Here is a 22,022-nt window from a genome sequence, read left to right as displayed (position 1 = left end):
TCTCGCGGGGAGACGGGGGGAGGGTGGGGCGGCCCGGAGGCCGCCCCACCGGTGCTAGCCGAGCGCGGTGAGCGTCAGCGTCGCGGTGTAGGTGCCGGTTCCGACCGAGAGCGGGAGCTTCAGGTCGAGGTCGGCGCCCAGGACCGAGGATCCGGTCGGGTGCTGCGCCGCGGCGGAGCCGAGGACGCGGGGCGTGGCGAGGCCGTTGCCCGAGTCGAACCCGGAGGGGACGGCTGCGCCCGCGACGGCACCGCCGGTGTTCTCCAGGACCTCGGGGGTCCAGCCGAGGTGCTTGCCCGAGAACGTCTTCTCGCCGGAGCGGAAGTCGCTCAGCTGGCCGGTGACCGACCAGGCCGGGCCGTTGAGGCGGGTGTCGGTCACGCGGACCGGCACGAGCTCACCGGAGGCGGCGAAGTGGTCGCCCTGCTCCTCGGCGACGCCGAGGTTCACCAGGTTGCTGGTGCCCTCGAGCGTCCAGGTCAGCTCGCCCTTGTTGGCCTCGGGGACGATGACGGCCACGGCCTGGTCGCCGGCCGCCGCAGCGCCCGCCGCCGTTCCCGTGAAGGTGCCGTCGACTCCGGCGGCGGTGTTGCCCGCGCCGAAGTTGACCGCCGGCGCGTTGTCGGCGAGCGCGATGCGCCCGCCGACCGTCGAGCCCGCGAGCTGGACGTTGCCGGAGTTGCCCGAGAGCGTGAGGTTCCCGCCCACCGTGTTGCCGAGGGCCGAGGCCGAGCCGTCCTCGTTCGCGCCCAGGAGGACGCCGCGCGAGGAGCCGGTGACGGCGAGCGAGCCGCCGACGATGGCGCCCTGCACGTTCACGCCGAAGTCGCTGCCGGCGAAGGTGGCGTCGCCGCCGACACTGGTGCGGTCGACGTCGACGTAGTTCGCCGCGTCGGTGCTGACCGAGCCGTCGACCGAGAGGTCGCTGAACTCGACGTCGATCCCGCCGGCCTCGACCATGCCGCCGACCGTGAGGTCGCGCAGGTAGAGGAAGCCGTTGCGGCTGCCGTCCGAGAACGACACGACGTCTCCGCCGACGCTGGTGCCGTCGATCGAGATGCCGTACGCGTCGGTGCCGATGACGTCGCCGCCGATGGTCGCCGAGGTGGCGTCCAGCCAGGCGTCGTCGCCGACGATGACGTTGCCGGTGACGGTCACGTTGCCGAGCACGCAGGTCTGGCCCGCGCCGACGTTGAGGTCTCCGGTGATCGTCTGGTTCCCGAGCTCGGTGGTGCAGTCCGTCGTCGCCGCGAAGGCGGACGGTGCGGCGACCATCGCGAGGGAGGCGGCCGCGAGGACCGCCGTGGGCGTCTTCCACTTCATGGGGGTTCTCCTCGGTGCGCTCGTGCGCGTCGTGCTGGTGGTGGTGCTGTCGGTGCGGCGCGCGCGGCGCGGGGTGCGCTCAGCCACGGAGCGCAGCGATCGCGGAGTAGCTGCGGGAAGCGGCCTCGAGGGAGTTCCCCGTGCTCGGCGGCGTCGCCAGCGTGGGAGCGGTGTCCTGCTCCCAGACGCCGAAGCGCTGGCCGCGGTCGCGCAGCTCCGAGAGGAACGCCTGGTAGGGCAGGTTGCCCGCGCCGAACTCGACGATGTCGTAGCCGTTGGTGTTGGCGTTGTTCGTCTTGCCGTCCTTGAGGTGCAGGATCGGGTAGCGGCGCGGGTTGCGCTTGATGTAGTCGAGCGGCTCGAAGCCCGGGTAGAGCTTCTTGCCGACGTACGCCCAGTAGACGTCCATCTCGAGGTACACGTGACGCGGGTCGGTGTTGTCGTAGAAGAGGTCGTACAGGCGGGTCTTGGGGTCGTCCGTGGCGAACCCGAACTCACCGGCGTGGTTGTGCTGGTAGAGCTTCATGCCCGCGGCCGAGACCTGCTGGCCCCACTTGTTCCACTCCTCCGCCGCGGCGAGGTAGCCCGCCTTGGTGTTGACGTTGGTGGGCGCGTTGCCGGTGCCGAGGTGCGGCGTGCCGAGGATCTGCGCGATCTCGATCTGCTTGCCCAGCTCCGAGCGGAGGAGGTTGGTGCCGACGTGCGAGCCGACGGCGCGGAGGCCGTTGTCGTCGAGCAGCTGGCGGATCTGCTGCGGGGTGATCGCCCCGACGTTGCCCTGGGTGTACCCGGCGAACTCGATCTCGCTGTAGCCGATGCGGCCGAGCTCCTCGAAGACGGCCCGGAAGCCGAGCGACGAGACCTTGTCGCGGACGCTGAAGAGCTGGATGCCGATGCGGTTGATCGGGACCAGGCGCGTGGATCCGGACGAGGGCGCGGGGGCGGCCGTGGCGGGCGCCGCGAGGGCTCCCGCTCCGACGCCGACCGCGACGGTCGATGCGGCCAGGGCCGTCATCAGCGAGCGCCGGCTCATCGGCTTGGCCGTGATGGATGCGTGGTGGTGGTGCATCATTTCTCCTTCGAAATGGCAGATGGTGCAGGGGGTGGGGGGCCGGCCGGCCCGGTCGAGCCGGCCGGCCCCTGCGCGGGGGCTACTGCTGGACGGTGAGGTTCAGCAGCGCCGACGCGGCGTTGGTGTCCGCCGTGGCGGTGTGGGTGACGGTCAGCTTGTAGCTGCCCGCCGCGAGCTTCGGGAGCGTCACCACGACGTGCCCGTTCTCGTCGAGGGTCCCGGTGAGCATCGCGACGGTGGAGAGGTTCCTCTTCACCATCACGCTCACCTGACCGGTGCCGGCGACACCCGTCGAGGACTTCGCGTCGACCGTGACCTGCGCGCTGGCGCCCGGCTTGACCGGGTTGGGCGAGACGGTCGCGGTGAGCTCCGAGGCGGCCTTCGAGACGATCAGGCGGGCGGTGCCCTCCGAGGCCTTGAAGGTGGCGTCCGAGCCGTACGCCGCACGGAGGGTGTGGGTGCCGGCGCCGAGGGTCTTCGGCAGGGCGAAGGTCGCCTTGCCGTCCTTCAGCGTCGCGCGGCCCAGCTCGGTGGCGCCCTCGTAGAGGACGACCTCTCCGCCGGGGTTCCCACCCTGACCGGTGACCGTGACGGTCGCCTCGCCGGGTGCCCCGAAGGTCACGCGGGGAGCCGAGAGCGCCACAGTGGTGGTCGACGCGGCGGTCGGGGCGTTCGCCGCGGCCAGGTCGATCGTGAACTTCACCGTGCCGACCGCCGAGACGTTGCCGCCGGTGTCGGTGGCGCGGTACTGGATCGTCCGGGCGCCGTTCGTGGTGAACGGGACCGTGTACGCGCCGTTGACGGCGCGGACCGTGGTCCACGTCGTGCCGTTGTCGGCGGAGTACTGGACGGTGGAGAGCGCTCCGTTGTCCGTGGCGGTGAGGCCGAGGGTCACGGGCTTGTTGTAGACGCCGCCGACGCCCGCAGGCGCTGCCGGGTCGAGGGTCGCCGCGACGGTCGGAGCCGTCTTGTCACCGGCGCCGGCACCCTGGAAGGTGAGGGAGTCGAGCGACAGGCCGTTGGGCGAGGTCACGTAGAGCGAGCCGGTGCCGCGGGGGACGTTGGTGCCGAAGGGGACGAGGACGTCCTTCCAGCCGGCTCCCGCGGGGATGGTCGCTGTTCCGAAGGGCGCTGCGTCGGCAGCGTTCCAGCGGAGGTCGACGGTGCCCTCACCGGTGGCGCGGACCACGACGCCGGTCAGGTTGGCGAAGTTCACCGGGTCCCAGCGCAGGAAGGATCCCGCACCGAGTCCGCTGACGGCGTTGCCGCCGCTGGCGGTGGTGTCCGCGTAGGGCAGGACGCCCTCACGGGCGGCGTGCTCCGCCTCCTGCGTCTTCGGGTTCAGCCGCAGCGTCGCCTCGGCCGCAGCAGGGGGCAGGCCGTTGAAGCCGCCGTCCGTGTAGGTCACGACGACGGTGCCGTACAGCAGCGCGCCGGGGCCGTGCTCGGGCGAGTCCTTGGACGTCGGGAACGCTCCCTTGGCACCGGTGCCGGTGACCTCGGGGTGGGCGTGCTCGTCGTGGCCGAGGCCGTAGGTCCAGCCCACGCGGCTGCTGACGATCTGGTCGCCGTCCTCAGCGTCCTTGCCGGTCACCTGGTAGGGGATCGCGTCGCCCCAGCTGAAGAACGAGCCGTTGCCGGGCGTCTGGATCTGGATCTGCGGCGCCTGGTTGCCGACCGAGATGACCCGCGAGGTCAGGCTGAACTTGCCCTTGGCGTCGGTGACGCGCAGACGGGCCGTGAACTGTCCGAGCTCGGTGTAGGTCTTCTTGACGGTCACTCCGGTGGCGTCGAAGGTGCCGTCGCCGTCGAAGTCCCAGTCGTAGGTGAGCGTGTCGCCCTCGGGGTCGGTCGATCCCTTGGCGTCGAACGTGACCTCGAGCGGGGTCTGCGAGGCGGACAGGGGGGTCGCGGTGAAGCGGGCCTGCGGCGCCTTGTTGCCCTCGGCGTAGTCGATCCGGTACAGGCCCGCGTCGGGGTTGGCGCGGAAGAATCCGTCGCCGTACTCGATCACGTACATCGACCCGTCGGGGCCGAACTCCATGTCCATCGGGTTGTCGTGGATCGGCTGCGCGGCCTGGCTGAGCGCCGCGTTGGGGAGGAAGTCCTCGATGTGCGTGACCGCGCGGTCCTCATCGAGCGTGAACGCCGCGATGTAGTCCTGCGAGAACTCGCCGAAGAAGGTCTTCTTGTCCCAGTACTCCGGGAACTTCGACGTCGAGGTGTTCTCCGCGTCGAAGTGGTACACCGGTCCGCCCATGGGGCCCTGGCCGGTGCTGGTCCCGAAGTTGACGAGCTCGTCGAACGGCTGGTCGCCGGGGTTGTCGCCGTAGTAGACGGTCGCCGCCTTGGCGTCCGGGATGTCGACGAGGCCGGTGTTCCAGCGCGAGTTGTTCTTCAGGTTCTCCGGGTCGAAGAAGCCGCGGGGCGTCGACGTCTCGAAGTTCCACTCGTTGTACGGCGCGTTGGGTCCGTGGACGTAGGGCCAGCCGGAGTTGTGCGGCTCGTCCAGTCCGGTCGCGTTCCACTCGACGAGGCCCATCGGGCCGCGGACGCCGTCGGCCGCAGCGGCCTTCGTGGCGTCGGGGCCGTAGTCGCCCCAGGAGAGGGTGTTCGTCTCGGCGTCGACGTCGATCTTGAACGGGTTGCGGACGCCCATCACGAAGATCTCGGGGCGGGTCTTCTCGGTTCCCACCGGGAAGAGGTTGCCCTCGGGGATCGTGTACGAGCCGTCCTCCTGCACGGTGATCCGGAGGATCTTGCCGCGGAGGTCGTTCGTGTTGCCGGCGCCTCGACGCGAGTCGAAGCCCGGGTTCATGCGGGGCGCGTCGTTGTTCGGCGCGAAGCCCGCGGCACCCGGAGCGCTCGCCGGCGTGTTGTCGCCGGTGGAGAGGTACAGGTTGCCGTCGGCGTCCCAGTCGAAGTCGGCACCCACGTGGCAGCACTGCCCGCGCTGGGTCTCGATGTCGATGATCTTCTGCTCGCTCGCGAGGTCGAGGCCCGAGCCGGTCCACTTGAACCGGGAGAGGCGGTTGATGCCCTTCCACTGGTCCCAGTAGCTGTCGGTCGCGCCCTCGGGCAGCATGTTCGGAGCCGCGCCGGTCGGGGTGTTCCCGGGGGGCGCGTAGACGAGGTAGACCCACTTGTTCTCGGCGAAGTCGGGGTCGATGCCGACGGACTGCAGCCCGTCCTCCGAGTTCTGGTACACGGGGATCGTGTTGACGACACGGGTGGTGCCGGTCTTGGGGTCGGTGTGGCGGATCTCGCCGTTCCGAGCGGTGTGGAGGACCGACTTGTCCGGGAGGACGGCCAGGTCGAGGGGCTCGCCGACGTTCTTCGTCAGCAGGACCTTCTCGTAGTTGCTCCAGTCGAGAGCGGATGCTCCGCCCTCGGAACCGTGGTCCACTCCGTCGTGGGCCGAGGCGGGCAGGCCGAGGGCGGTGAGTCCGGAGACCGTCACCATCCCGGCGATGCCGAGTGCGAGAAGACGCCTGATGCTTCTTCTCGAGGATCGCTTACCATTCATGCGTGATGTGATTCCTTCAATGAGGTGTTCATCGCAGAGGCCGGGTCCGTCGCTGTCCGCACGACTGAGCGGATCCGGTCTCCTCCTGTCCGGCCCTGGGGCCGGTGTCTTGCACTCCTCCTCCTCTCGCGGATGCCGGTGGCGCTGCGCTGCGGGTCGTCAGTGATCCCGGGGCGGCGCCGAGGTGGGGGCCGGCGCGGGATGGTTCCCGCGCCGACCCGGGCTGGTGGGGCCGATCAGGACTCGAAGGCCGAGGGCAGGTACTCGGAGACGTTGTCCTTGGTGACGACCGGCGCGAAGAGCTGGATCTGGCGCGGGACGCCGAGCGAGCTGGTGTCGGCCATCGACTTGTTCTGCTCGACGAGGCGGGCGAGCTTGATGCCGTCCGCGGCCTGGGTCGAGGGGTAGACGACCGTGGCCTTGACGACGGAGTCGTCGGCCTCGATCGCGCGCATCACGTTGGCCGAGCCGGCGCCGCCGACGAAGAGGAACTCGTCGCGTCCGGCGGTGTCGATCGCCGCGAGGACGCCGACGCCCTGGTCGTCGTCGTGGTTCCAGATGGCGTCGATCTTCGGCGCGGCCTGGAGGAGGTTGGCCGCGGCCTGCTCTCCGCCCTGGACGGTGAAGTCGGCGGCGACGCGGTTGTCTACGTCGAGTCCGCAGCCCTCGAGCGCATCCGAGAAGCCCTGGCTGCGCTCCTGGGTCAGCGGGAGGGAGTCGATGCCGGCGATCTCGGCGACGACGGCGTCGGGGTTGTCGCCGAGCTCCTCGCAGATGTAGGTGCCGGCGCTGACGCCCATGCCGTAGTTGTCGCCGAGGATGGTCGATCGGGCGGCGAAGGGGCTGGAGAACTCGCGGTCCACGTTGATGACGGTGATGCCCGCCTCCATCGCCTGGGTGGCGACCTGCGTGAGCGCCGCTCCGTCGATCGGCAGGAGCACGATCGCGTCGACGCCGTCGTTGATGAAGGTCTCGACCTGGCTGATCTGGAGGTTGACGTCGTTGGTCCCCTCCGCGGTGCGGAGCTCCACGTCGTCGTACTTCTCGGCCTCGGCGATGGCGGCGCGGCTGACCGCACCCATCCAGCCGTGGTCGGCGGCGGGAGCGGTGAAGCCGATGACGACGTTGTCGCCGGAGGCGTCGTTGTCCGAGGCGGCCACGGCGGCGGCGGTCCCGCCGGAGGCGGCGTTGCCGGTCTCGACCGGGGCGTTCGAGATGCATCCGGTGAGCATCAGGGCGACGGCGCCGAAGGCGACGCCGGCCGAGCCGAGTCGGGCGGTGCGGGAGAGGCGGCTGCGGGTGAAGGGGCGTGCGGGCATGGAAGTGATCTCCTTCGATCGATCCGAGGGGTCCGAGGGCACACGTGTCCTGCGGAGAGGTGACCTGAGTGGTCGGGTGGGTTGCTGTGTGTGGAGGAGCGGGGCCGGAGCCCCGGGGTCAGGACTTCCTGCCGCGGGCGGCGAACCGCTGCTGCAGCAGGACGGCGGCGACGATGATCGCGCCCTTCGCGACGGCCTGAGTCGAGGTCGACATGTTGTTCTGCGTGAACACGTTGGTCAGGGTCGTGAAGATGAGGACGCCGAACACGGTGCCGACGATGGTGCCGCGGCCGCCGGCCAGCAGCGTGCCTCCGACGACGACCGCCGCGATGGCGTCGAGCTCGTAGAGGAGGCCGTTGGTCGAGCTGCCGGCGGTGGTGCGGGCGAGCATCATGACGGCGGCGATGCCGGCGGTGAGCCCGGCGAGGCCGTAGACGTACATGGTGTGGCGGCGGACCTTGATGCCGGCGAGGCGGGCCGCCTCCGGGTTGCCGCCGACCGCGATGGTGCGGCGGCCGAAGGTGGTGCGGTTGAGCAGGATCCAGCCGGCGACGGCGACGACCACGAAGATCAGCACGAGCACCGGGATGCCGAGCACGTCGGCGCGGAAGAAGTCGAGGAACGGCGTGACCGTGACGACCTGCGTCTGGCGGTTCGAGATCAGCTCGGCGAAGCCGCGGGCGGCGACGAGCATCGCCAGGGTCGCCATGAAGGCGACGACCCGGCCGTAGGCGATCAGCGCGCCGTTGATCAGGCCGCAGACGAGGCCGACGACGACCGCGGTGAGCACGATCACCAGCCAGGAGGTGTTGGCCGCGTAGTACTGGGTCGAGACCGTGCTCGCCCAGACCGTCGCGAGCCCCATCACGGAGCCGACCGAGAGGTCGATGCCGCCGGACGTGATGACGAAGGTCATGCCGATGCTCAGCACGCCGATGACGGCGGCGAGGCGGAGGATCGTGAGCACGTTGTCGACGCTGGCGAAGCGCTCCCCCGCGGTCGCGAATCCGACGATGCAGAGGATCACCAGCGCGAGCAGCAGCCCGACGTTGCGGCCGAGGGAGCCCTGCATGAGGCGGGCCATCCCGGAGCGGGAGTCCTTCGAGGGCACGCCCCCGGAGGAGCCTCCCGTCGCGGCCGACGCGTGACGGGCGGCGTCCTCCTGCGGACCGCCGATCGACGGCGACGCGGTGTCGAGCTGTCCGCTCACGCTGCACTTCCTTCCATGACGAGATCGAGCACGCGGTGCTCGTCGATCGAATCGGCCGGGCCCTCGTGGACCACGGCGCCGTCGGAGATCACGAGCACTCGGTCGGAGAGTCCGAGGACCTCGCCGATCTCGCTGGAGACCACGAGCACGGCGGCGCCGTTGGTCGCGAGGTCCCTGATCAGGGTGTAGATCTCGGCCCGTGCGCCGACGTCGACCCCGCGGGTCGGCTCGTCGAGCAGCAGGACGCGGCAGCCGCGCACGAGCCAGCGGGCGAGGAGCGCCTTCTGCTGGTTGCCTCCGGAGAGGGTGCGGGCGTCGCGGTCGACCCCGGAGGGCCGCAGGTCGAGGGAGACCGCCTGCTCGGCCGCCGCCGCGCGCTCGGAGCGCTCGTCGAGGAAGCCGCGCTTGGCGAAGCGGTCGAAGGTCGAGAGGGTGATGTTGCGGTAGACCGGCTCGTCCAGGAGCAGACCCTGGCTCTTGCGCTCCTCCGGGCAGAGGCCGATGCCGGCGTCGACCGCCGAGGTGACGGATCCGGCGCGCAGGCGCTTGCCCGCCACGCTGACCGTCCCGGTGCTGGCGCGGCGCGCCCCGTAGATGGTCTCGAGGATCTCGGAGCGGCCGGAGCCGACCAGCCCCGCGAGGCCGACGACCTCGCCGGCGCGGATCTCGAGGGAGACGTCCGAGAAGGAGCCCTGCAGGCCCAGCTTCTCGACCTTCAGCAGCGTCTCGGCCTCGACGTCGAGCTCCTGGCGGTCCGGGAAGACGTACTCGACGGCGCGGCCGGTCATCAGGGTGATGAGCTTCGAGGTGGGGGTGTCGGCGACCGCGAGGTTCTGCGCGACGGTCGCGCCGTCCTTGATCACGGTGATCCGGTCGCCGATGGCGCGGATCTCGTCGAGGCGGTGCGAGATGTAGACGATGGCGACGCCGGAGGCGGTGAGCTGGCGCACCACGTGGAAGAGGTTCTCCACCTCCTCGGAGTCGAGCACCGCGGAGGGCTCGTCCATGATGATGACCCGCGCGTCGTGCGAGAGGGCGCGGGCCATCTGCACGATCTGCTTGCCGGCGGCGGAGAGCGTGCCGACCTCGCGGTTCGGCGAGATCTCGGAGTGGCCGAGGCGCTCCATCAGCTCGCGGGTGATCCTCGTGGCCTTCGCCCGGGCGGTGAAGCCGCCGCGGGAGAGCTCGTGGCCGAGGAAGATGTTCTCGGCGACGGAGAGGCCGTCGACGACGTCGAGCTCCTGGTACATCGTCGCGATGCCCAGGGCGAGGGCCGCCGTCGGGGACGGGATCGTGACGACGTTCCCGTCGACGAGGATCTCGCCCTCGGTGGGCTGGTGGGCCCCGGCGAGGGTCTTGATGAGGGTGGACTTGCCGGCGCCGTTCTGGCCGAGGAGGCAGTGCACCTCACCGGGTCGGACATCGAGGTCGACGCCGTCGAGAGCACGGGCGCCGGGGAAGACCTTCACGATGCCGCGCATCTGCAGAAGCAGCTGCTGAGACTCGTCGGAGGTGCGGGGAAGAGGCTGTGCAGCAGTGCTGCGGGGGTCTGCGGTGACCATGCGGATGAAGCTACTTCCACTTACGTCGCGGGTCAAGCAAAAGTTCTGAACCGATTCGAAGGCGGTTCGAGTGATCGCCCAGTCGCCCCAAGGGCTTCCTGCTACCGCGTCAGGGCTGGGATCCGCGGGATTACGCGACATCTGACGGCGGCGGTTGAGACATTCCGTCCGTGATAGAGCGCTCTCCGAACCCTATGAACGCGCTCATGTCCGTGCAGCCCGGGCGCGTCGCCCCGGAGGCGGCCTCGCCGAGCGCGGTAGCGCCCGCGCCCCGACCCGTGGCAGGGTCGTACGGCCGACGAAAGGACGACGATGTCGAACGACCGAGCCCTGCGCGTCGCGATGGTGGGGACCGCCTTCATGGGCCGCACCCACTCGCACGCCTGGCGCACCGCCTCCCGCTTCTTCCCCCTCCCCCTCCGCCCCGAGCTCGCCGTGCTCGTGGGGAGCAACCCCGACTCGACCGCCGAGCGCGCCGAGCGGCTGGGCTGGAGCGAGGCCTCCACCGACTGGCGGGCCGTCATCGCCCGCGACGACATCGACCTCGTCGACATCTGCACGCCGGGCGACACCCACGCCGAGATCGCCATCGCGGCCCTCGAGGCCGGCAAGCACGTGCTGTGCGAGAAGCCCCTCGCCAACTCCGTCGAGGAGGCGGAGCGGATGGTCGCCGCGGCCGCCGCCTCCGGCAAGGTGGCGATGTGCGGCTTCAGCTACCGCCGCACCCCGGCCCTCGCCCTCGCGAAGCGCTTCATCGAGGAGGGCCGCCTCGGCGACATCCGCCATGTGCGCGCCCAGTACCTGCAGGACTGGCTGTCCGACTCCGAGGCGCCGCTGACCTGGCGCCTGCAGAAGGAGCGCGCCGGCTCGGGCGCCCTCGGCGACATCGGCGCGCACAGCATCGACACCGCCCAGTGGCTGACCGGCCGCGGCATCACCTCGGTCTCGGCGACGCTGCGCACCTTCACCACCGAGCGCCCCGTGCTCAGCGAGCAGGTCGGCCTCGGCGGCCGCGCCGGTGCCGACGCCCCGCGCGGCGCCGTGACCGTCGACGACGCCGCGGCCTTCACCGCCTCCTTCGAGGGCGGCGCCCTGGGCGTCTTCGAGGCGACCCGCGTCGCGACCGGCCGCCGCAACGCCAACCGGATCGAGGTGAACGGCGAGCTCGGCTCGATCGCGTTCGACTTCGAGCGGATGAACGAGCTCGAGTACTACGACGCCCGCGACCCCGAGGAGGCGCAGGGCTTCCGGCGCATCCAGGTCACCGAGCCGGCGCACCCGTACATGGCGGCCTGGTGGCCGACCGGGCACGGCATCGGCTACGAGCACCTCTTCACGCACCAGGTCGTCGACCTCGTCGAGGCGATCGCCGGAGGCACGGCGGTCACGCCCACATTCGCCGACGCCCTCGACGTGCAGCGCGTCCTCGACGCGGTCGCCACCAGCGCCGGCGCGTCGTCCGTCTCCACGCCGGTCGCCCGCTGACCCGCCCGTCCCCTCCCCGCGAGGTGCCGCTCCGGTACGCCTCCCCCGGCGTGTCGCGTGCCGAAGCGGCGTCTCACGGAAGGTGGCGACGGGCACGGGGAGTCACAGTCGGCGCCGTGCGCCGATCCTGCGCCATAATGCGCCTATGAGCAAGAAGATTGACGCTGCGCATCGCGCACTGGTAGAGGCCCTCGACAAGCACGCCCGACTCGTCTCGGATAAGGAGTCGAAGCCGCGGAAGGTCGAACTGGCCGGAGCCGAGCTCCGCGCCGCGACGAAGGCGTACGCCGCGCTCGTGTCCGCGCGCACCGGCGCCGCGAGCCCCTTCGCCGATCTGGCCGACCCCCGCCTGGACAAGCCGACCATCGCGTCGCTCCGGGCCGAGCGCGACGCGATCGCGAAGCGGATCGCCAAGCACGAGGCGTCGGCGGGCGAGGACGGCGCGCTCGCGAGCTGAGCGTCCGGCGCGGCGCGGTCAGGCGCTGAGCAGCCGTCACAGCGCGATCCCGCGGTGAGCGCGCGCTTCCTCTGCCTCCGAGTCGCCGTGTTACGCGCGGGTTCCGCGCGGGTCCGACCGCCTTCGTAAGGTGATCCCCGGGATCCGCGCAGTCGCGGCGCCGAGCGACCGGAGGCCGGTCGCAGCGCCGGCGGTGACCAGCACCGCCCGGTCGGCACCGCGTGCCCGGATCCTCTCCACGGAAGGATCCCCACAGCCATGACCCTGCGCACCCGACTCCTCGCGACCTCCGCGATCGCCGCCTCCGCCGCCCTGCTCCTCGCCGGCTGCTCCGGCGCGGGCGGCGGCGACGACACCGTCCGCATCGGCGTGGTCGGCGCGAGCGACCCCTACTGGGCCACCTACGAGAAGGCCGCCGCCGACGCCGGGATCGACGTCGAGATCGTCGACTTCAGCGACTACAACCAGCCCAACCCCGCCCTCACCGAGGGCGAGATCGACCTCAACCAGTTCCAGCACATCGCCTACCTGGCGCAGTACAACACCTCGGCCGACGCGGATCTCGTGCCGATCGGCGCGACCGCGATCTACCCGCTCGGCCTCTACTCCTCGCAGTACGACGACGTCGCGGACATCCCCGCCGGCTCCACCGTCGCGATCCCCAACGACGAGACCAATCAGGCGCGCGCGCTGCTGGTGCTGCAGTCGGCCGGGCTCGTCGAGCTGAAGGACGGCGGCGGAGTGCTCTCGAACGTCGACGACGTCGAGTCCTCCTCGAAGGTGGAGGTCACCGCGCTCGAGGCCTCCCTCACCCCGACGTCGCTCCCGGACGTGGCCGCCGCGATCATCAACAACGACTTCATCGAGAACGCGGGCCTGAAGGCCTCGGACGCGATCGCCCAGGACGACCCGAGCGACCCCGCCTCCCTGCTCTACACGAACATCTTCGCCGCCCGGGCCGACGACGCCGAGAACGAGACCTACACGAAGCTCGTCTCGATCTACCAGGACAGCCAGGACGTGCTCGACGGCGTCTCGGAGCAGTCCGGCGGCACCGCGGTCTTCCTGAAGACCCCGGCCTCCGAGCTGGAGACCTCGCTCGAGTCCGCCGAGACCGACATCTCCGCCGCCTCCTGACTCCGGCACCCGCGGCACCGCGCCGGTCGGGTCCTCCGCTCGCGGAGCTCCCCTCCGGCGCGGTCCCGCGCCTCCCCCGCAACAGAAAGGGCGCCCCGTGCCGCTCATCCGCATGACCGACGTGCGCAAGGTGTACCCCGGCGCAGGGCGCGGCGCCGCCCCGACCGCGGCCGTCGACGGCGTGAGCCTCGAGATCGAGGCGGGCGACGTCTACGGCGTGATCGGCTACTCCGGCGCCGGCAAGAGCACGCTCGCGCGCCTCGTCAACGCTCTGGAGCCCGCGACCAGCGGCAGCATCGAGATCGACGGCCGCGAGACCGTGGGCCTGCCCGAGCGCGAGCTGCGCCGGCTGCGCCTGGGGATCGGGATGATCTTCCAGCAGTTCAACCTGTTCGGCTCGAAGACCGTGGGGCAGAACGTCGCCTACCCACTTCAGGTCGCGGGCGTCCCGCGGGCGGAGCAGCGCGCCCGCGTCGACGAGATGCTCCGCTTCGTCGGCCTGAGCGACAAGGCGCGCAGCCACCCGGAGCAGCTCTCGGGCGGGCAGAAGCAGCGCGTCGGCATCGCCCGCGCCCTCGCCGCCTCCCCGCGCATCCTGCTGGCCGACGAGGCCACCAGCGCGCTCGACCCGGACACCACCGGCGAGGTGCTCGCCCTCCTCCGCCGCATCAATGAGGAGCTGGGCGTCACCATCGTCGTGATCACCCACGAGATGGACGTGGTCCAGCAGCTCGCGACGAAGGTCGCGGTGATGGAGTCGGGCCGCATCGTGGAGCGCGGGCCCGTCTTCGACGTGTTCTCGGCCCCGCGCGAGCCGGTCACCCGCCGCTTCGTCTCCACGGTCGTCCGCTCGGTGCCCTCGCCCGCGGAGGCGGCCGTGCTGCGTACGCGCCACCGCGGCCGGCTGGTCACGCTCTCGTTCTCGGACGACTCCGCCTCCCAGGGCGACGTCTTCGCCGAGGTCGCGGCGGCCGGCGTGCCGCTCGAGCTCGTCTACGGCGGCATCACCGACGTCCGCGGACGGGCCTTCGGCCACCTCACGGTCGCCCTCGACGCGCCGGACGGCGTCGTCGACCCCCTCCTCGCCCGCCTCGGCGGACGCGTCGCCCTCGCGGAGGTGCCCCGATGAACGAGCTGATCCCGCTCCTGCCCAAGCTCGTCCAGGCGACCGGCGAGACGCTCTACATCGTCGCGCTGAGCCTCCTCTTCGGCGGGCTCGGCGGACTGCTGATCGGACTGGGCCTCGCGCTCACCCGCGGCGGCGCCCTCTACGCGAACCGGGTGGTCTACGGACTGCTCAACGTGATCGTGAACGTGTTCCGGCCGATCCCGTTCATCATCTTCATCGCCGCTGCCCAGCCGCTGGCCCGACTGGTGGTCGGCTCCGGCATCGGCACGGACGCGATCGTCTTCACCCTCTCGCTCGGCGCCGCCTTCGGCATCGGGCGGATCGTGGAGCAGAACCTGCTGACCGTGCAGCCCGGCGTGATCGAGGCGGCGCGGTCGGTCGGAGCGAGCCGGTTCCGGATCGTCCGCACGGTGCTGCTGCCGGAGGCGCTCGGTCCGCTGATCCTCGGCTACACGTTCGTGTTCGTCGCCGTCATCGACATGTCGGCGGTCGCCGGATACATCGGCGCCGGCGGGCTCGGCAACTTCGCGATCCAGTACGGCTACCGGCAGTTCGAGCCGGTCGTCACCTGGGCCGCGGTGCTCGTGATCATCGTGATCGTGCAACTGGTGCAGCTGCTCGGCAACGTGCTGGCCCGGCGCGTCCTGCGCCGCTGAGGCCGCCCCCGCACGAAAGCGGGACGCCACTCCGGTACGCGACACGCAAGGGTCGCTGTACCGGAGTGGCGTCTCGTGGAGGCCCGTCCGCCGGGGCGGGAGGCGTCAGTAGCGCGGCTTGCGCTCCGGGCGCTCGCTCGAGCGGCTCGGGCCGCTGGGGCGTGCGCCGCGGTCGGCGCCGGCGCGGCTCGGACGGCGGTCCGGCTTCAGCTCGATCAGCTGGCCGCTGATGCGGGTGTCGGCGAGGCGGTCGAGCACGTCCTGGGGCAGGTCGGCCGGCAGCTCCACGATCGAGAAGTCCGGGCGGATGTCGATGTGCCCGAAGTCGCCGCGGTTGAGGCCGCCCTCGTTCGCGAGCGCGCCCACGATCTGGCGGGGCTCGACGCGCTGGCGGCGGCCGACCTCGATCCGGTACGAGGCGAGGTTGCTGTTCGCCGGGCGCTGACGGCGCTCGGGACGCTCGCCCCGGTCGCCGCGGTCGAAGCGGTCGCCGCGCTCGGGTCGGTCGCCGCGGTCGGGCCGGGAGTCGCGGTCCTCGCGCTCGCGACGGGCGAAGCGGGGGTCGTCGGGCGAGAGCAGCAGCGGCTCCTCGCCCTGCGCGACGATGGCCAGCGCGGCGGCGACGTCCGACTCGACCACGTCGTGGTGCTCGACGTAGTGGCCGATGATGTCGCGGAAGCGCTGCAGGCGCTCGGTGTCGGCGAGCGCCGCGGTGATCGCGTCGTCGAAGCGCGAGAGGCGGGTGACGTTGACGTCCTCGACGCTCGGCATCCGCATCTCGGTCAGCGGCTGGCGGGTGGCCTTCTCGATGGCGGCGAGGAGGCGGCGCTCGCGCGGCGTGACGAAGCTGATCGCCGCTCCGCTGCGCCCCGCGCGACCGGTGCGGCCGATGCGGTGGACGTACGACTCGGTGTCGATCGGGATGTCGTAGTTGACGACGTGGCTGATGCGCTCGACGTCGAGGCCGCGGGCGGCGACATCGGTCGCGACGAGGATGTCGAGCTTGCCCGACTTCAGCTGCTCGACCGTGCGCTCGCGCTGGGCCTGGGCCACGTCTCCGCTGATCGCCGCCGCGGTGTAGCCGCGGGCGCGCAGCTTCTCGGCCAGCGTCTCCGTCTCGCTCTTCGTGCGGACGAACACGATCATGCCCTCGAAGTTCTCGACCTCGAGGATGCGGGTGAGGGCGTCGACCTTCTGCGGGTACGACACCATCAGGTAGCGCTGCGTGGTGTTGACGGAGGTCGTGGTCTTGTTCTTGACCGTGATCTCCTCCGGCTCCTTCAGGTACTTGCCGGAGATGCGGCGGATCTGCGCGGGCATCGTCGCCGAGAACAGCGCGATCTGCTTCTCGACGGGGGTGTCGGCGAGGATCGTCTCGACGTCCTCCGCGAAGCCCATCTTGAGCATCTCGTCGGCCTCGTCGAGAACCAGGAACTTCAGCTGCGAGAGGTCGAGGGTGCCCTTCTCGAGGTGGTCCATGATGCGGCCGGGCGTGCCGACGACGACGTGGACGCCGCGGCGGAGCGCGGAGAGCTGGGTGCCGTATCCCTGGCCGCCGTAGACGGGGAGGACGTGGACGCCGCGGAGGCCGGACGCGTAGCGCTCGAACGCCTCGCACACCTGCAGCGCGAGCTCGCGGGTCGGGGCCAGCACGAGGGCCTGCGGCGTCTTCTGCGAGACGTCGAGGCGCGAGAGGATCGGCAGCGCGAACGCCGCGGTCTTGCCGGTGCCGGTCTGGGCGACGCCGAGGACGTCGCGGCCGGAGAGGAGGGACGGGATCGTCGCGGCCTGGATGGCCGAGGGCGTCTCGTAGCCGACCTCCTTGAGGGCCTTGAGGACCGGGTCGGAGAGACCGAGGTCGGAGAAGGTGAGCGTGGGGGCGCTCTCGGAAGCGGTGTCGGCTTCGGGGGCGGAATCGGGGGTATCGGTGGACGCCATGGTGCAACGGTAGTGCTCCGGCGGCGCCGCCGTCCGAGGGAACCCCGAACGCTCGGGCGATCCCGACCCTCCGGAGGCGCCTCGAGCGCCCGTCACGGGGTGAAGTCGAGCAGCACCTTGCTCGAGCGCGAGGCGTCGCGGGCGAGCTCGAAGGCCTCGAGCGCGCGCTCCAGCGGCAGCACCTGCGTGACCACCGGCGCCACCGCGAGGCTCCCGTCGGCGAGCGCCGCCAGCACCTCGTCGATCTCGTCGACGAAGCGGAAGGAGCCGATCAGGCGCAGCTCCCGGGTGATCGCGAGCGAGATCAGGGCCGGCTGCTCGCCCGAGGGGAGGAGTCCCACCATCACGACAGTGCCGCCGCGGGCGGCGCCCCGGACGGCCGAGGCGAGGCCGCGCGGGCTGCCCGAGGACTCGAAGACGACGTCGGCCGCGACCTCGGCGATCGCGTCGGCGTCGGTCGCGCGGATCGTCCGGGTCGCGCCGACCGCCCGGGCGATCGCGAGGGGCTCCTCGGCCAGGTCGACGGCGACGATCTCGGCCGCCCCCGCCCGCTTCAGCACGGCGACGATCAGCGCTCCGATCGGGCCGCTGCCGATCACCAGCGCGCGACGTCCCGCCACCTCTCCGGCTCGCGAGACCGCGTGCCAGGCGACGCTCGCCGGCTCCGCGAGCGCCGCCTCCCGGAGCCCGAGGACGGCGGGCAGCTCGCGGAGCATGCGCGCCGGCAGCACCGCGTGGCGGGCGAACGCGCCCTGGGTGTGCGGCATCCGCGCGGCGCTGCCCAGGTAGGTGCCCTCGGTCGCGAGGTTGGGGCGCCCGTCGGGCCACTCGCTGCGAGCGGTCGCGGGGTGCACGGCGACGGCCGCGCCGACCGGGGGTCCCGAGCCGTCCGCCGCTGCCTCGACGACCGTGCCGACCACCTCGTGGCCGAGCGTCAGCGGCTCGCGGAGGATCGACTCGCCCGCGGCGCCGTGCGTCCAGTAGTGCAGATCGGAGCCGCAGATCCCGCCGTACGCGACGGCGACGAGGGCCTCGCCGGAGCCGCGCGGCGCGAGCGGCGCCTCCTCGACGCGGAGGTCGCCGGCGGCGTGGACGACGACGCGGGTGGTGGAGGCGGGGACGAGCGCGGTCATGCGGGTTCCGTTCGGTGGGTCGAGGGGTGGCTCAGACGACGACGGTCATGCCGCCGTCGATGAAGACGACCTGCCCGTTGACGTAGTCCGAGCCGTCGGAGGCGAGCCAGACGGCGGGGCCGATCAGGTCCTCGACGCGGCCCCAGCGCGCGGCGGGCGTGCGGCCGAGGATCCAGCTGTTGAACGCCACGTCGTCGACGAGGCCCTGCGTCATCTCGGTGTGGATGTAGCCCGGAGCGATCGCGTTGACCTGGATGCCGTGCTGCGCCCACTCCGCCGTCATCGCGCGCGTGAGGTTGCGGATCCCGCCCTTCGAGGCGGTGTAGGGCGCGATCGTCGGCCGCGCGAGATCGGCCTGCACCGAGGCGACGTTGACGATCTTCCCGGCGCCGCGCGGGATCATCCGCTTCGCCGCCGCCCGGCCGACCACGAAGGCGCTGGTGAGGTTCGTGCGCAGCACCCGCTCCCAGTCGGCGACCTCGAGCTCGAGCAGGGGCACGCGGTGCTGGACGCCGGCGTTGTTGACCAGGATGCGCAGCGGGCCCACCGCCTCCTCGATCCAGGCGACGCCCGCCTCGGCGGCCGCGTCGTCGGTGACGACGGCGGGGAGCGCTCGCGCGCGGAGGCCGGGCCGAGACGTCCCGCTGCGCGCCGGGACGCCGGCGAGGGGCGGTGTCTCGGCGAGGGGCGGTGTCTCGGCACTGACGGGCAGCGGGAAGCCGGCGCCTCACCGCTGCCGGGCGCGTGAGCACGGCAGCTCGGCGGAGAGGCGCGGCGCGAAAGCAGCCTCCGCGCGTCGGCGCAAGGGCCCCCGCTCCGGGCGTCCCCGACCTAGCGTCGGTGGAACGGCATCATCGAGCGAAGGAGCACGACATGGCATCAGGAGTCGCAACGGTCTGGGTCCCCGTCACGGACATGGAGCGGGCGGTCGCGTTCTACCGCGACACGCTCGGCCTCGAGGTCAAGGACACCTCGGACGACTGGTCGGAGCTGGACGCCGGCGGGCTGATGATCGGCCTGAACGCCCGCGAGTCGGCCACGGTCGCGGAGCAGGGCGGGGCGGTCATCTCGTTCCAGCCCGAGGGCTCGATCGAGGACGAGCTGGAGCGCCTCACGGCGCGGGGCGCGTCGATCGAGGGCGAGATCAGCGACCACGAGTGGGGCCGCATCCTCCCCTTCAAGGACTCGGAGGGCAACGACCTCCAGTTCTACTCGCCGCCGCAGAGCTGAGCGGAGGGCCGCCGTCGAGGCGGCCGCGACGAGCGGCGGGCGGGCCGGAGCCGGAGGGCTGCGGTCCGCCCGCCGCTGTGCGTCGCGCGGGCGGTCGTTCCCCGCGCAGGTGCATCGCCCGGCCGGTCCGGTCCTCGGATCGTCTCTCCGCCGCACGTGAGGCCCTCCTCCCAGCTAGCCTCCGCACCTGAGGTCCTAGGATCAGCTGTCCGCCGCATCTGCGGACTCCAGATCCGGAGGTCCCCGTGCGTCGTCGCCTGCTCCCCCTCGTTCCGGCCGCTGCCGCGCTCCTCCTGCTCGGCGGCTGCTCCGCTCCGTCGACCCCCGCCGGCGATACGGCCACCGGCGGCGCGACGTCCTCGGTCGGCGGCTCCATCACGGTCTTCGCCGCCGCCTCGCTGAAGGGCGCGTTCACCGAGCTCGCCACGGGGTTCGAGGCCGCCGAGCCCGGAGCCGAGGTCGAGCTCTCCTTCGCCGGCTCCTCCGATCTTGCGACGCAGATCGTCAACGGCGCCCCGGCCGACGTCTTCGCCTCCGCCGACGAGCGCACGATGTCCACCGTCGCCGAGGCCGGGTTCGTCGACGGGGACCCGGTCGACATCGCCACGAACACGCTCGAGATCGCCGTGCCTCCCGGCAACCCGGCGCAGGTCGCCTCGCTCGCCGACCTCGCCCGGCCCGGGACCGCCACCGTCGTCTGCGCGCCGCAGGTGCCGTGCGGAGCAGCGGCCGCCGCCGTCGAGCAGGCCGCCGGGGTCGACATCTCCCCCGTGAGCGAGGAGTCGTCGGTCACCGACGTGCTCGGCAAGGTGTCCTCGGGCGAGGCGGACGCCGGGCTCGTCTACGCGACCGACGTCCGCGGGGCCGCGGGCTCGGTCACCGGCATCCCCTTCGCCGAGGCCTCGGAGGCGGTGAACACGTACCCGATCGCGGCGCTGACCGGAGCGGGCGACCCGGCCACGGCGGCGGCCTTCGTCGCGTACGTCGCCTCCGACGCCGGGCGCGCGGTGCTCGCGGCGGCCGGGTTCGGAGCACCGTGAGAGGCCACGGGATACCCGGGTTGGGAGCACCCTGAGGGGCGTCTCGGCGTCGGAGGAGGGTCGGCGGACGGCCGGTGCGGGGTCGCAGGACGGCCAGCAGGACGGCCGGGGAGCCGCGGGTCGGTCATAGGAGGGTCGTAGGACGGTCATCGGAGGCGCAGAGCCCCGGCCGCCAGGGTTGCTCGCGACGGACACCACGACCGACGAGGAGCACGACCATGACCCGCATCCCGGAGCCCCGCAGCACGCCCGACGGACCGGCCTACGAGGGCCGCCGGCTCGACCGCCCCGAGGAGGAGGTGGTCGACCAGGGCCTCCCGTTCGACGTGGGCACCCTCTTCTCGCGGCGCGGCGTGCTGACGCTGGTCGGCGCGGGGGCGGCGACCCTCGGGCTCGCGGCGTGCTCCACAGGAGGACCGGGATCCGCCTCCTCCGCCGCCGCGACCGCCACCGCGACCGCCACGGCCGGGACCGCCACCGCGGTCGCCGGCGAGATCCCCGACGAGACGGCCGGCCCCTACCCGGGCGACGGCTCGAACGGGGTCGACGTCCTCGAGCACTCCGGGATCGTCCGCAGCGACCTGCGGACCAGCATCGGCGGCGGCGCGACGGCCGACGGGGTCCCCCTGGCGCTCACTCTGACGATCCTCGACGCGGCGAACGGGGACGTGCCGTTCGCCGGAGCCGCCGTGTACGTCTGGCACTGCGACGCGAACGGGGACTACTCGATGTACTCCAGCGGCGTCGAGGACGAGACGTACCTCCGCGGCGTGCAGGTCGCCGACGCGTCGGGCGCCGTCTCCTTCGCCTCGATCGTCCCGGCCTGCTACTCCGGCCGCTGGCCGCACATCCACTTCGAGGTGTACCCGGGAGCGGACTCGATCACCGACGCGTCGAACGCGATCGCGACCTCGCAGGTCGCCCTGCAGGAGGAGGCGTGCACCGCGGTCTACGCCCTCGAGTCGTATGCGGGCTCGGCCGCGAACCTCGCCCGGGTCGGCCTGGAATCCGACTCCGTCTTCGGCGACGACGGCGGAGCCCTGCAGCTCGCGACGATGTCCGGCAGCCCGGCGTCCGGCTACTCCGCGGCACTCACGGCGAGCGTCGACACCCGCACCGCGCCGACCGCGGGCGCCGCGCCCCGCAGCCGCTGACCCCCGTCCTCCTCCGCGGGACGCGGCTCCGGTCCGCGACACGCCGACGGAGGCGTACCGGAGCGGCCTCTCGCGAGAGGGGAACGGGCGTCAGCGCAGGAGGCGGCGGGCGACGGCCACGGCGCCGAGGGCCGCGAGGACCCAGGGACCGCCGACGAGCAGCGGGTCGAGGATCTGGTGGCGCACGTCGGACCGGCCACGGCGCGAGGCGATCGGGTGCGCGTGCGCCTCGGCCAGCACACCGGTCTCGGTGATCGGATCGTCCGGCCGTGTCGTGAGCAGCGAGCGGAGGTGCGCCCCGGTCGACTCCACCCGGTCGCCCAGCACGAGCAGCAGCCAGTGCGCGTGGCGCCCCTCGCTGAACCGGTCGTAGGCGTAGCGGCGGATCGCGCCCGAGATCCCGTGGAGGGGCTGCGCCGTGCCGAAGACGGCGGGCAGCTCGAGGTGCTCGATGCTCTTCTCGCGACGGCCGTGCGTCCGCATCCTCTCCGGACGCTCCCAGTGCGCGCCCGAGACGAGGTCGCTGCGCTCGCGGGGGAAGGCGGGCCGGTCGGCGGGATCGAGGTCGGCGCCCCAGCCGGGGATGCGGGCACGCAGCTCCTCGGCGGTCGGCACGCGGACGGGGCGGTCGGCGGTGTACGGCACGGGATC

Annotated in this window: 18 protein-coding genes; 8 read left to right on the top strand and 10 right to left on the bottom strand. The window is 72.1% G+C overall.

Going from position 1 to position 22,022, the window contains the following annotated elements; translation table 11 throughout:
* Positions 1–54: 54 nt before the first annotated feature.
* The 6 genes from C5C33_RS05950 to C5C33_RS05925 all read right to left on the bottom strand — a co-directional run bounded on the left by C5C33_RS05950 (position 55) and on the right by C5C33_RS05925 (position 9,931).
* Positions 55–1,323, bottom strand: coding sequence for a hypothetical protein (locus tag C5C33_RS05950; protein ID WP_104226600.1), 1,269 nt, complete (start codon positions 1,321–1,323; stop codon positions 55–57).
* Positions 1,324–1,402: 79 nt separating this feature from the next.
* On the bottom strand, positions 1,403–2,392 hold the full coding sequence (locus C5C33_RS05945; protein ID WP_219813837.1) for a sugar phosphate isomerase/epimerase: 990 nt from the start codon (positions 2,390–2,392) through the stop codon (positions 1,403–1,405).
* Positions 2,393–2,474: 82 nt separating this feature from the next.
* Entirely contained in the window at positions 2,475–5,921 is a 3,447-nt protein-coding gene (locus C5C33_RS05940) for a PQQ-dependent sugar dehydrogenase (protein WP_181136197.1), read from the bottom strand.
* 236 nt (positions 5,922–6,157) lie between these two features.
* Positions 6,158–7,240 carry a substrate-binding domain-containing protein gene (locus C5C33_RS05935; RefSeq protein ID WP_104222461.1) on the bottom strand — a complete coding sequence of 361 codons (1,083 nt, stop codon included), beginning with the start codon at positions 7,238–7,240 and terminating at the stop codon, positions 6,158–6,160.
* A gap of 118 nt (positions 7,241–7,358) precedes the next feature.
* The gene (locus tag C5C33_RS05930) at positions 7,359–8,324 is read right to left on the bottom strand and encodes an ABC transporter permease (RefSeq protein ID WP_104222491.1); all 966 of its coding nucleotides are present in this window, start codon (positions 8,322–8,324) and stop codon (positions 7,359–7,361) included.
* A 122-nt stretch (positions 8,325–8,446) separates the two neighbouring features.
* Complete coding sequence (locus C5C33_RS05925; RefSeq protein ID WP_208543410.1) at positions 8,447–9,931, bottom strand: sugar ABC transporter ATP-binding protein; 1,485 nt, start codon at positions 9,929–9,931, stop codon at positions 8,447–8,449.
* 393 nt (positions 9,932–10,324) lie between these two features.
* Here C5C33_RS05925 and C5C33_RS05920 point away from each other — a divergent pair, with 393 nt between their 5' ends.
* The 5 genes from C5C33_RS05920 to C5C33_RS05900 all read left to right on the top strand — a co-directional run bounded on the left by C5C33_RS05920 (position 10,325) and on the right by C5C33_RS05900 (position 14,876).
* Complete coding sequence (locus tag C5C33_RS05920) at positions 10,325–11,497, top strand: Gfo/Idh/MocA family protein (protein WP_104226598.1); 1,173 nt, start codon at positions 10,325–10,327, stop codon at positions 11,495–11,497.
* 145 nt (positions 11,498–11,642) lie between these two features.
* A complete protein-coding gene (locus C5C33_RS05915; protein ID WP_104260659.1) occupies positions 11,643–11,954 on the top strand; it encodes a hypothetical protein in 312 nt (103 codons plus the stop codon).
* A 258-nt stretch (positions 11,955–12,212) separates the two neighbouring features.
* Positions 12,213–13,091 carry a MetQ/NlpA family ABC transporter substrate-binding protein gene (locus tag C5C33_RS05910; RefSeq protein ID WP_104237943.1) on the top strand — a complete coding sequence of 293 codons (879 nt, stop codon included), beginning with the start codon at positions 12,213–12,215 and terminating at the stop codon, positions 13,089–13,091.
* 97 nt (positions 13,092–13,188) lie between these two features.
* Complete coding sequence (locus C5C33_RS05905; protein WP_258069187.1) at positions 13,189–14,220, top strand: methionine ABC transporter ATP-binding protein; 1,032 nt, start codon at positions 13,189–13,191, stop codon at positions 14,218–14,220.
* Positions 14,217–14,876, top strand: a complete 660-nt coding sequence (locus C5C33_RS05900; RefSeq protein WP_104237942.1) for a methionine ABC transporter permease — start codon at positions 14,217–14,219, stop codon at positions 14,874–14,876. The genes C5C33_RS05905 and C5C33_RS05900 overlap by 4 nt, the downstream gene beginning before the upstream one ends.
* Positions 14,877–14,981: 105 nt before the next feature.
* On the opposite strand, the gene C5C33_RS05895 is transcribed toward C5C33_RS05900, so the two are convergent.
* The 3 genes from C5C33_RS05895 to C5C33_RS05885 form a co-directional block, all read right to left on the bottom strand.
* Complete coding sequence (locus C5C33_RS05895; RefSeq protein ID WP_104260658.1) at positions 14,982–16,814, bottom strand: DEAD/DEAH box helicase; 1,833 nt, start codon at positions 16,812–16,814, stop codon at positions 14,982–14,984.
* Positions 16,815–16,906: 92 nt separating this feature from the next.
* Positions 16,907–17,947 (bottom strand): L-idonate 5-dehydrogenase, encoded by a 1,041-nt coding sequence (locus C5C33_RS05890; RefSeq protein WP_104260657.1) that lies wholly within the window; start codon positions 17,945–17,947, stop codon positions 16,907–16,909.
* Positions 17,948–17,978: 31 nt separating this feature from the next.
* Positions 17,979–18,659: an SDR family oxidoreductase gene (locus C5C33_RS05885; protein ID WP_104260656.1), complete on the bottom strand. Its 681-nt coding sequence runs from the start codon at positions 18,657–18,659 to the stop codon at positions 17,979–17,981.
* A 161-nt stretch (positions 18,660–18,820) separates the two neighbouring features.
* Here C5C33_RS05885 and C5C33_RS05880 point away from each other — a divergent pair, with 161 nt between their 5' ends.
* The 3 genes from C5C33_RS05880 (at position 18,821) to C5C33_RS05870 (ending at position 21,371) form a co-directional block, all read left to right on the top strand.
* Positions 18,821–19,177 (top strand): VOC family protein, encoded by a 357-nt coding sequence (locus tag C5C33_RS05880; protein WP_104226592.1) that lies wholly within the window; start codon positions 18,821–18,823, stop codon positions 19,175–19,177.
* Between the two features lie 245 nt (positions 19,178–19,422).
* Complete coding sequence (gene modA, locus C5C33_RS05875; protein ID WP_104260655.1) at positions 19,423–20,217, top strand: molybdate ABC transporter substrate-binding protein; 795 nt, start codon at positions 19,423–19,425, stop codon at positions 20,215–20,217.
* Positions 20,218–20,435: 218 nt separating this feature from the next.
* A complete protein-coding gene (locus C5C33_RS05870; RefSeq protein WP_104260654.1) occupies positions 20,436–21,371 on the top strand; it encodes an intradiol ring-cleavage dioxygenase in 936 nt (311 codons plus the stop codon).
* Positions 21,372–21,461: 90 nt separating this feature from the next.
* Here the strand turns inward: C5C33_RS05870 and C5C33_RS05865 are convergent, their stop codons facing one another.
* A complete protein-coding gene (locus tag C5C33_RS05865) occupies positions 21,462–22,016 on the bottom strand; it encodes a hypothetical protein (RefSeq protein ID WP_104260653.1) in 555 nt (184 codons plus the stop codon).
* Between the last annotated feature and the right edge of the window lie 6 nt (positions 22,017–22,022).

The organism is Rathayibacter sp. AY1H3 (genome assembly GCF_002932015.1).
The sequence above is the reverse complement of the archived record's forward strand: the minus strand, read 5'-3'. Positions and strand labels throughout refer to the sequence as shown.

Excerpts from the sequence above, each read along its gene's own strand:
- C5C33_RS05950 (WP_104226600.1), bottom strand. The coding sequence starts at position 1,323 with ATGAAGTGGAAGACGCCCACGGCGGTCCTCGCGGCCGCCTCCCTCGCG.
- C5C33_RS05945 (WP_219813837.1), bottom strand. The coding sequence starts at position 2,392 with ATGCACCACCACCACGCATCCATCACGGCCAAGCCGATGAGCCGGCGC.
- C5C33_RS05940 (WP_181136197.1), bottom strand. The coding sequence starts at position 5,921 with ATGAATGGTAAGCGATCCTCGAGAAGAAGCATCAGGCGTCTTCTCGCA.
- C5C33_RS05935 (WP_104222461.1), bottom strand. The coding sequence starts at position 7,240 with ATGCCCGCACGCCCCTTCACCCGCAGCCGCCTCTCCCGCACCGCCCGA.
- C5C33_RS05930 (WP_104222491.1), bottom strand. The coding sequence starts at position 8,324 with ATGGCCCGCCTCATGCAGGGCTCCCTCGGCCGCAACGTCGGGCTGCTG.
- C5C33_RS05925 (WP_208543410.1), bottom strand. The coding sequence starts at position 9,931 with ATGCGCGGCATCGTGAAGGTCTTCCCCGGCGCCCGTGCTCTCGACGGC.
- C5C33_RS05920 (WP_104226598.1), top strand. The coding sequence starts at position 10,325 with ATGTCGAACGACCGAGCCCTGCGCGTCGCGATGGTGGGGACCGCCTTC.
- C5C33_RS05915 (WP_104260659.1), top strand. The coding sequence starts at position 11,643 with ATGAGCAAGAAGATTGACGCTGCGCATCGCGCACTGGTAGAGGCCCTC.
- C5C33_RS05910 (WP_104237943.1), top strand. The coding sequence starts at position 12,213 with ATGACCCTGCGCACCCGACTCCTCGCGACCTCCGCGATCGCCGCCTCC.
- C5C33_RS05900 (WP_104237942.1), top strand. The coding sequence starts at position 14,217 with ATGAACGAGCTGATCCCGCTCCTGCCCAAGCTCGTCCAGGCGACCGGC.
- C5C33_RS05895 (WP_104260658.1), bottom strand. The coding sequence starts at position 16,814 with ATGGCGTCCACCGATACCCCCGATTCCGCCCCCGAAGCCGACACCGCT.
- C5C33_RS05890 (WP_104260657.1), bottom strand. The coding sequence starts at position 17,947 with ATGACCGCGCTCGTCCCCGCCTCCACCACCCGCGTCGTCGTCCACGCC.
- C5C33_RS05880 (WP_104226592.1), top strand. The coding sequence starts at position 18,821 with ATGGCATCAGGAGTCGCAACGGTCTGGGTCCCCGTCACGGACATGGAG.
- C5C33_RS05870 (WP_104260654.1), top strand. The coding sequence starts at position 20,436 with ATGACCCGCATCCCGGAGCCCCGCAGCACGCCCGACGGACCGGCCTAC.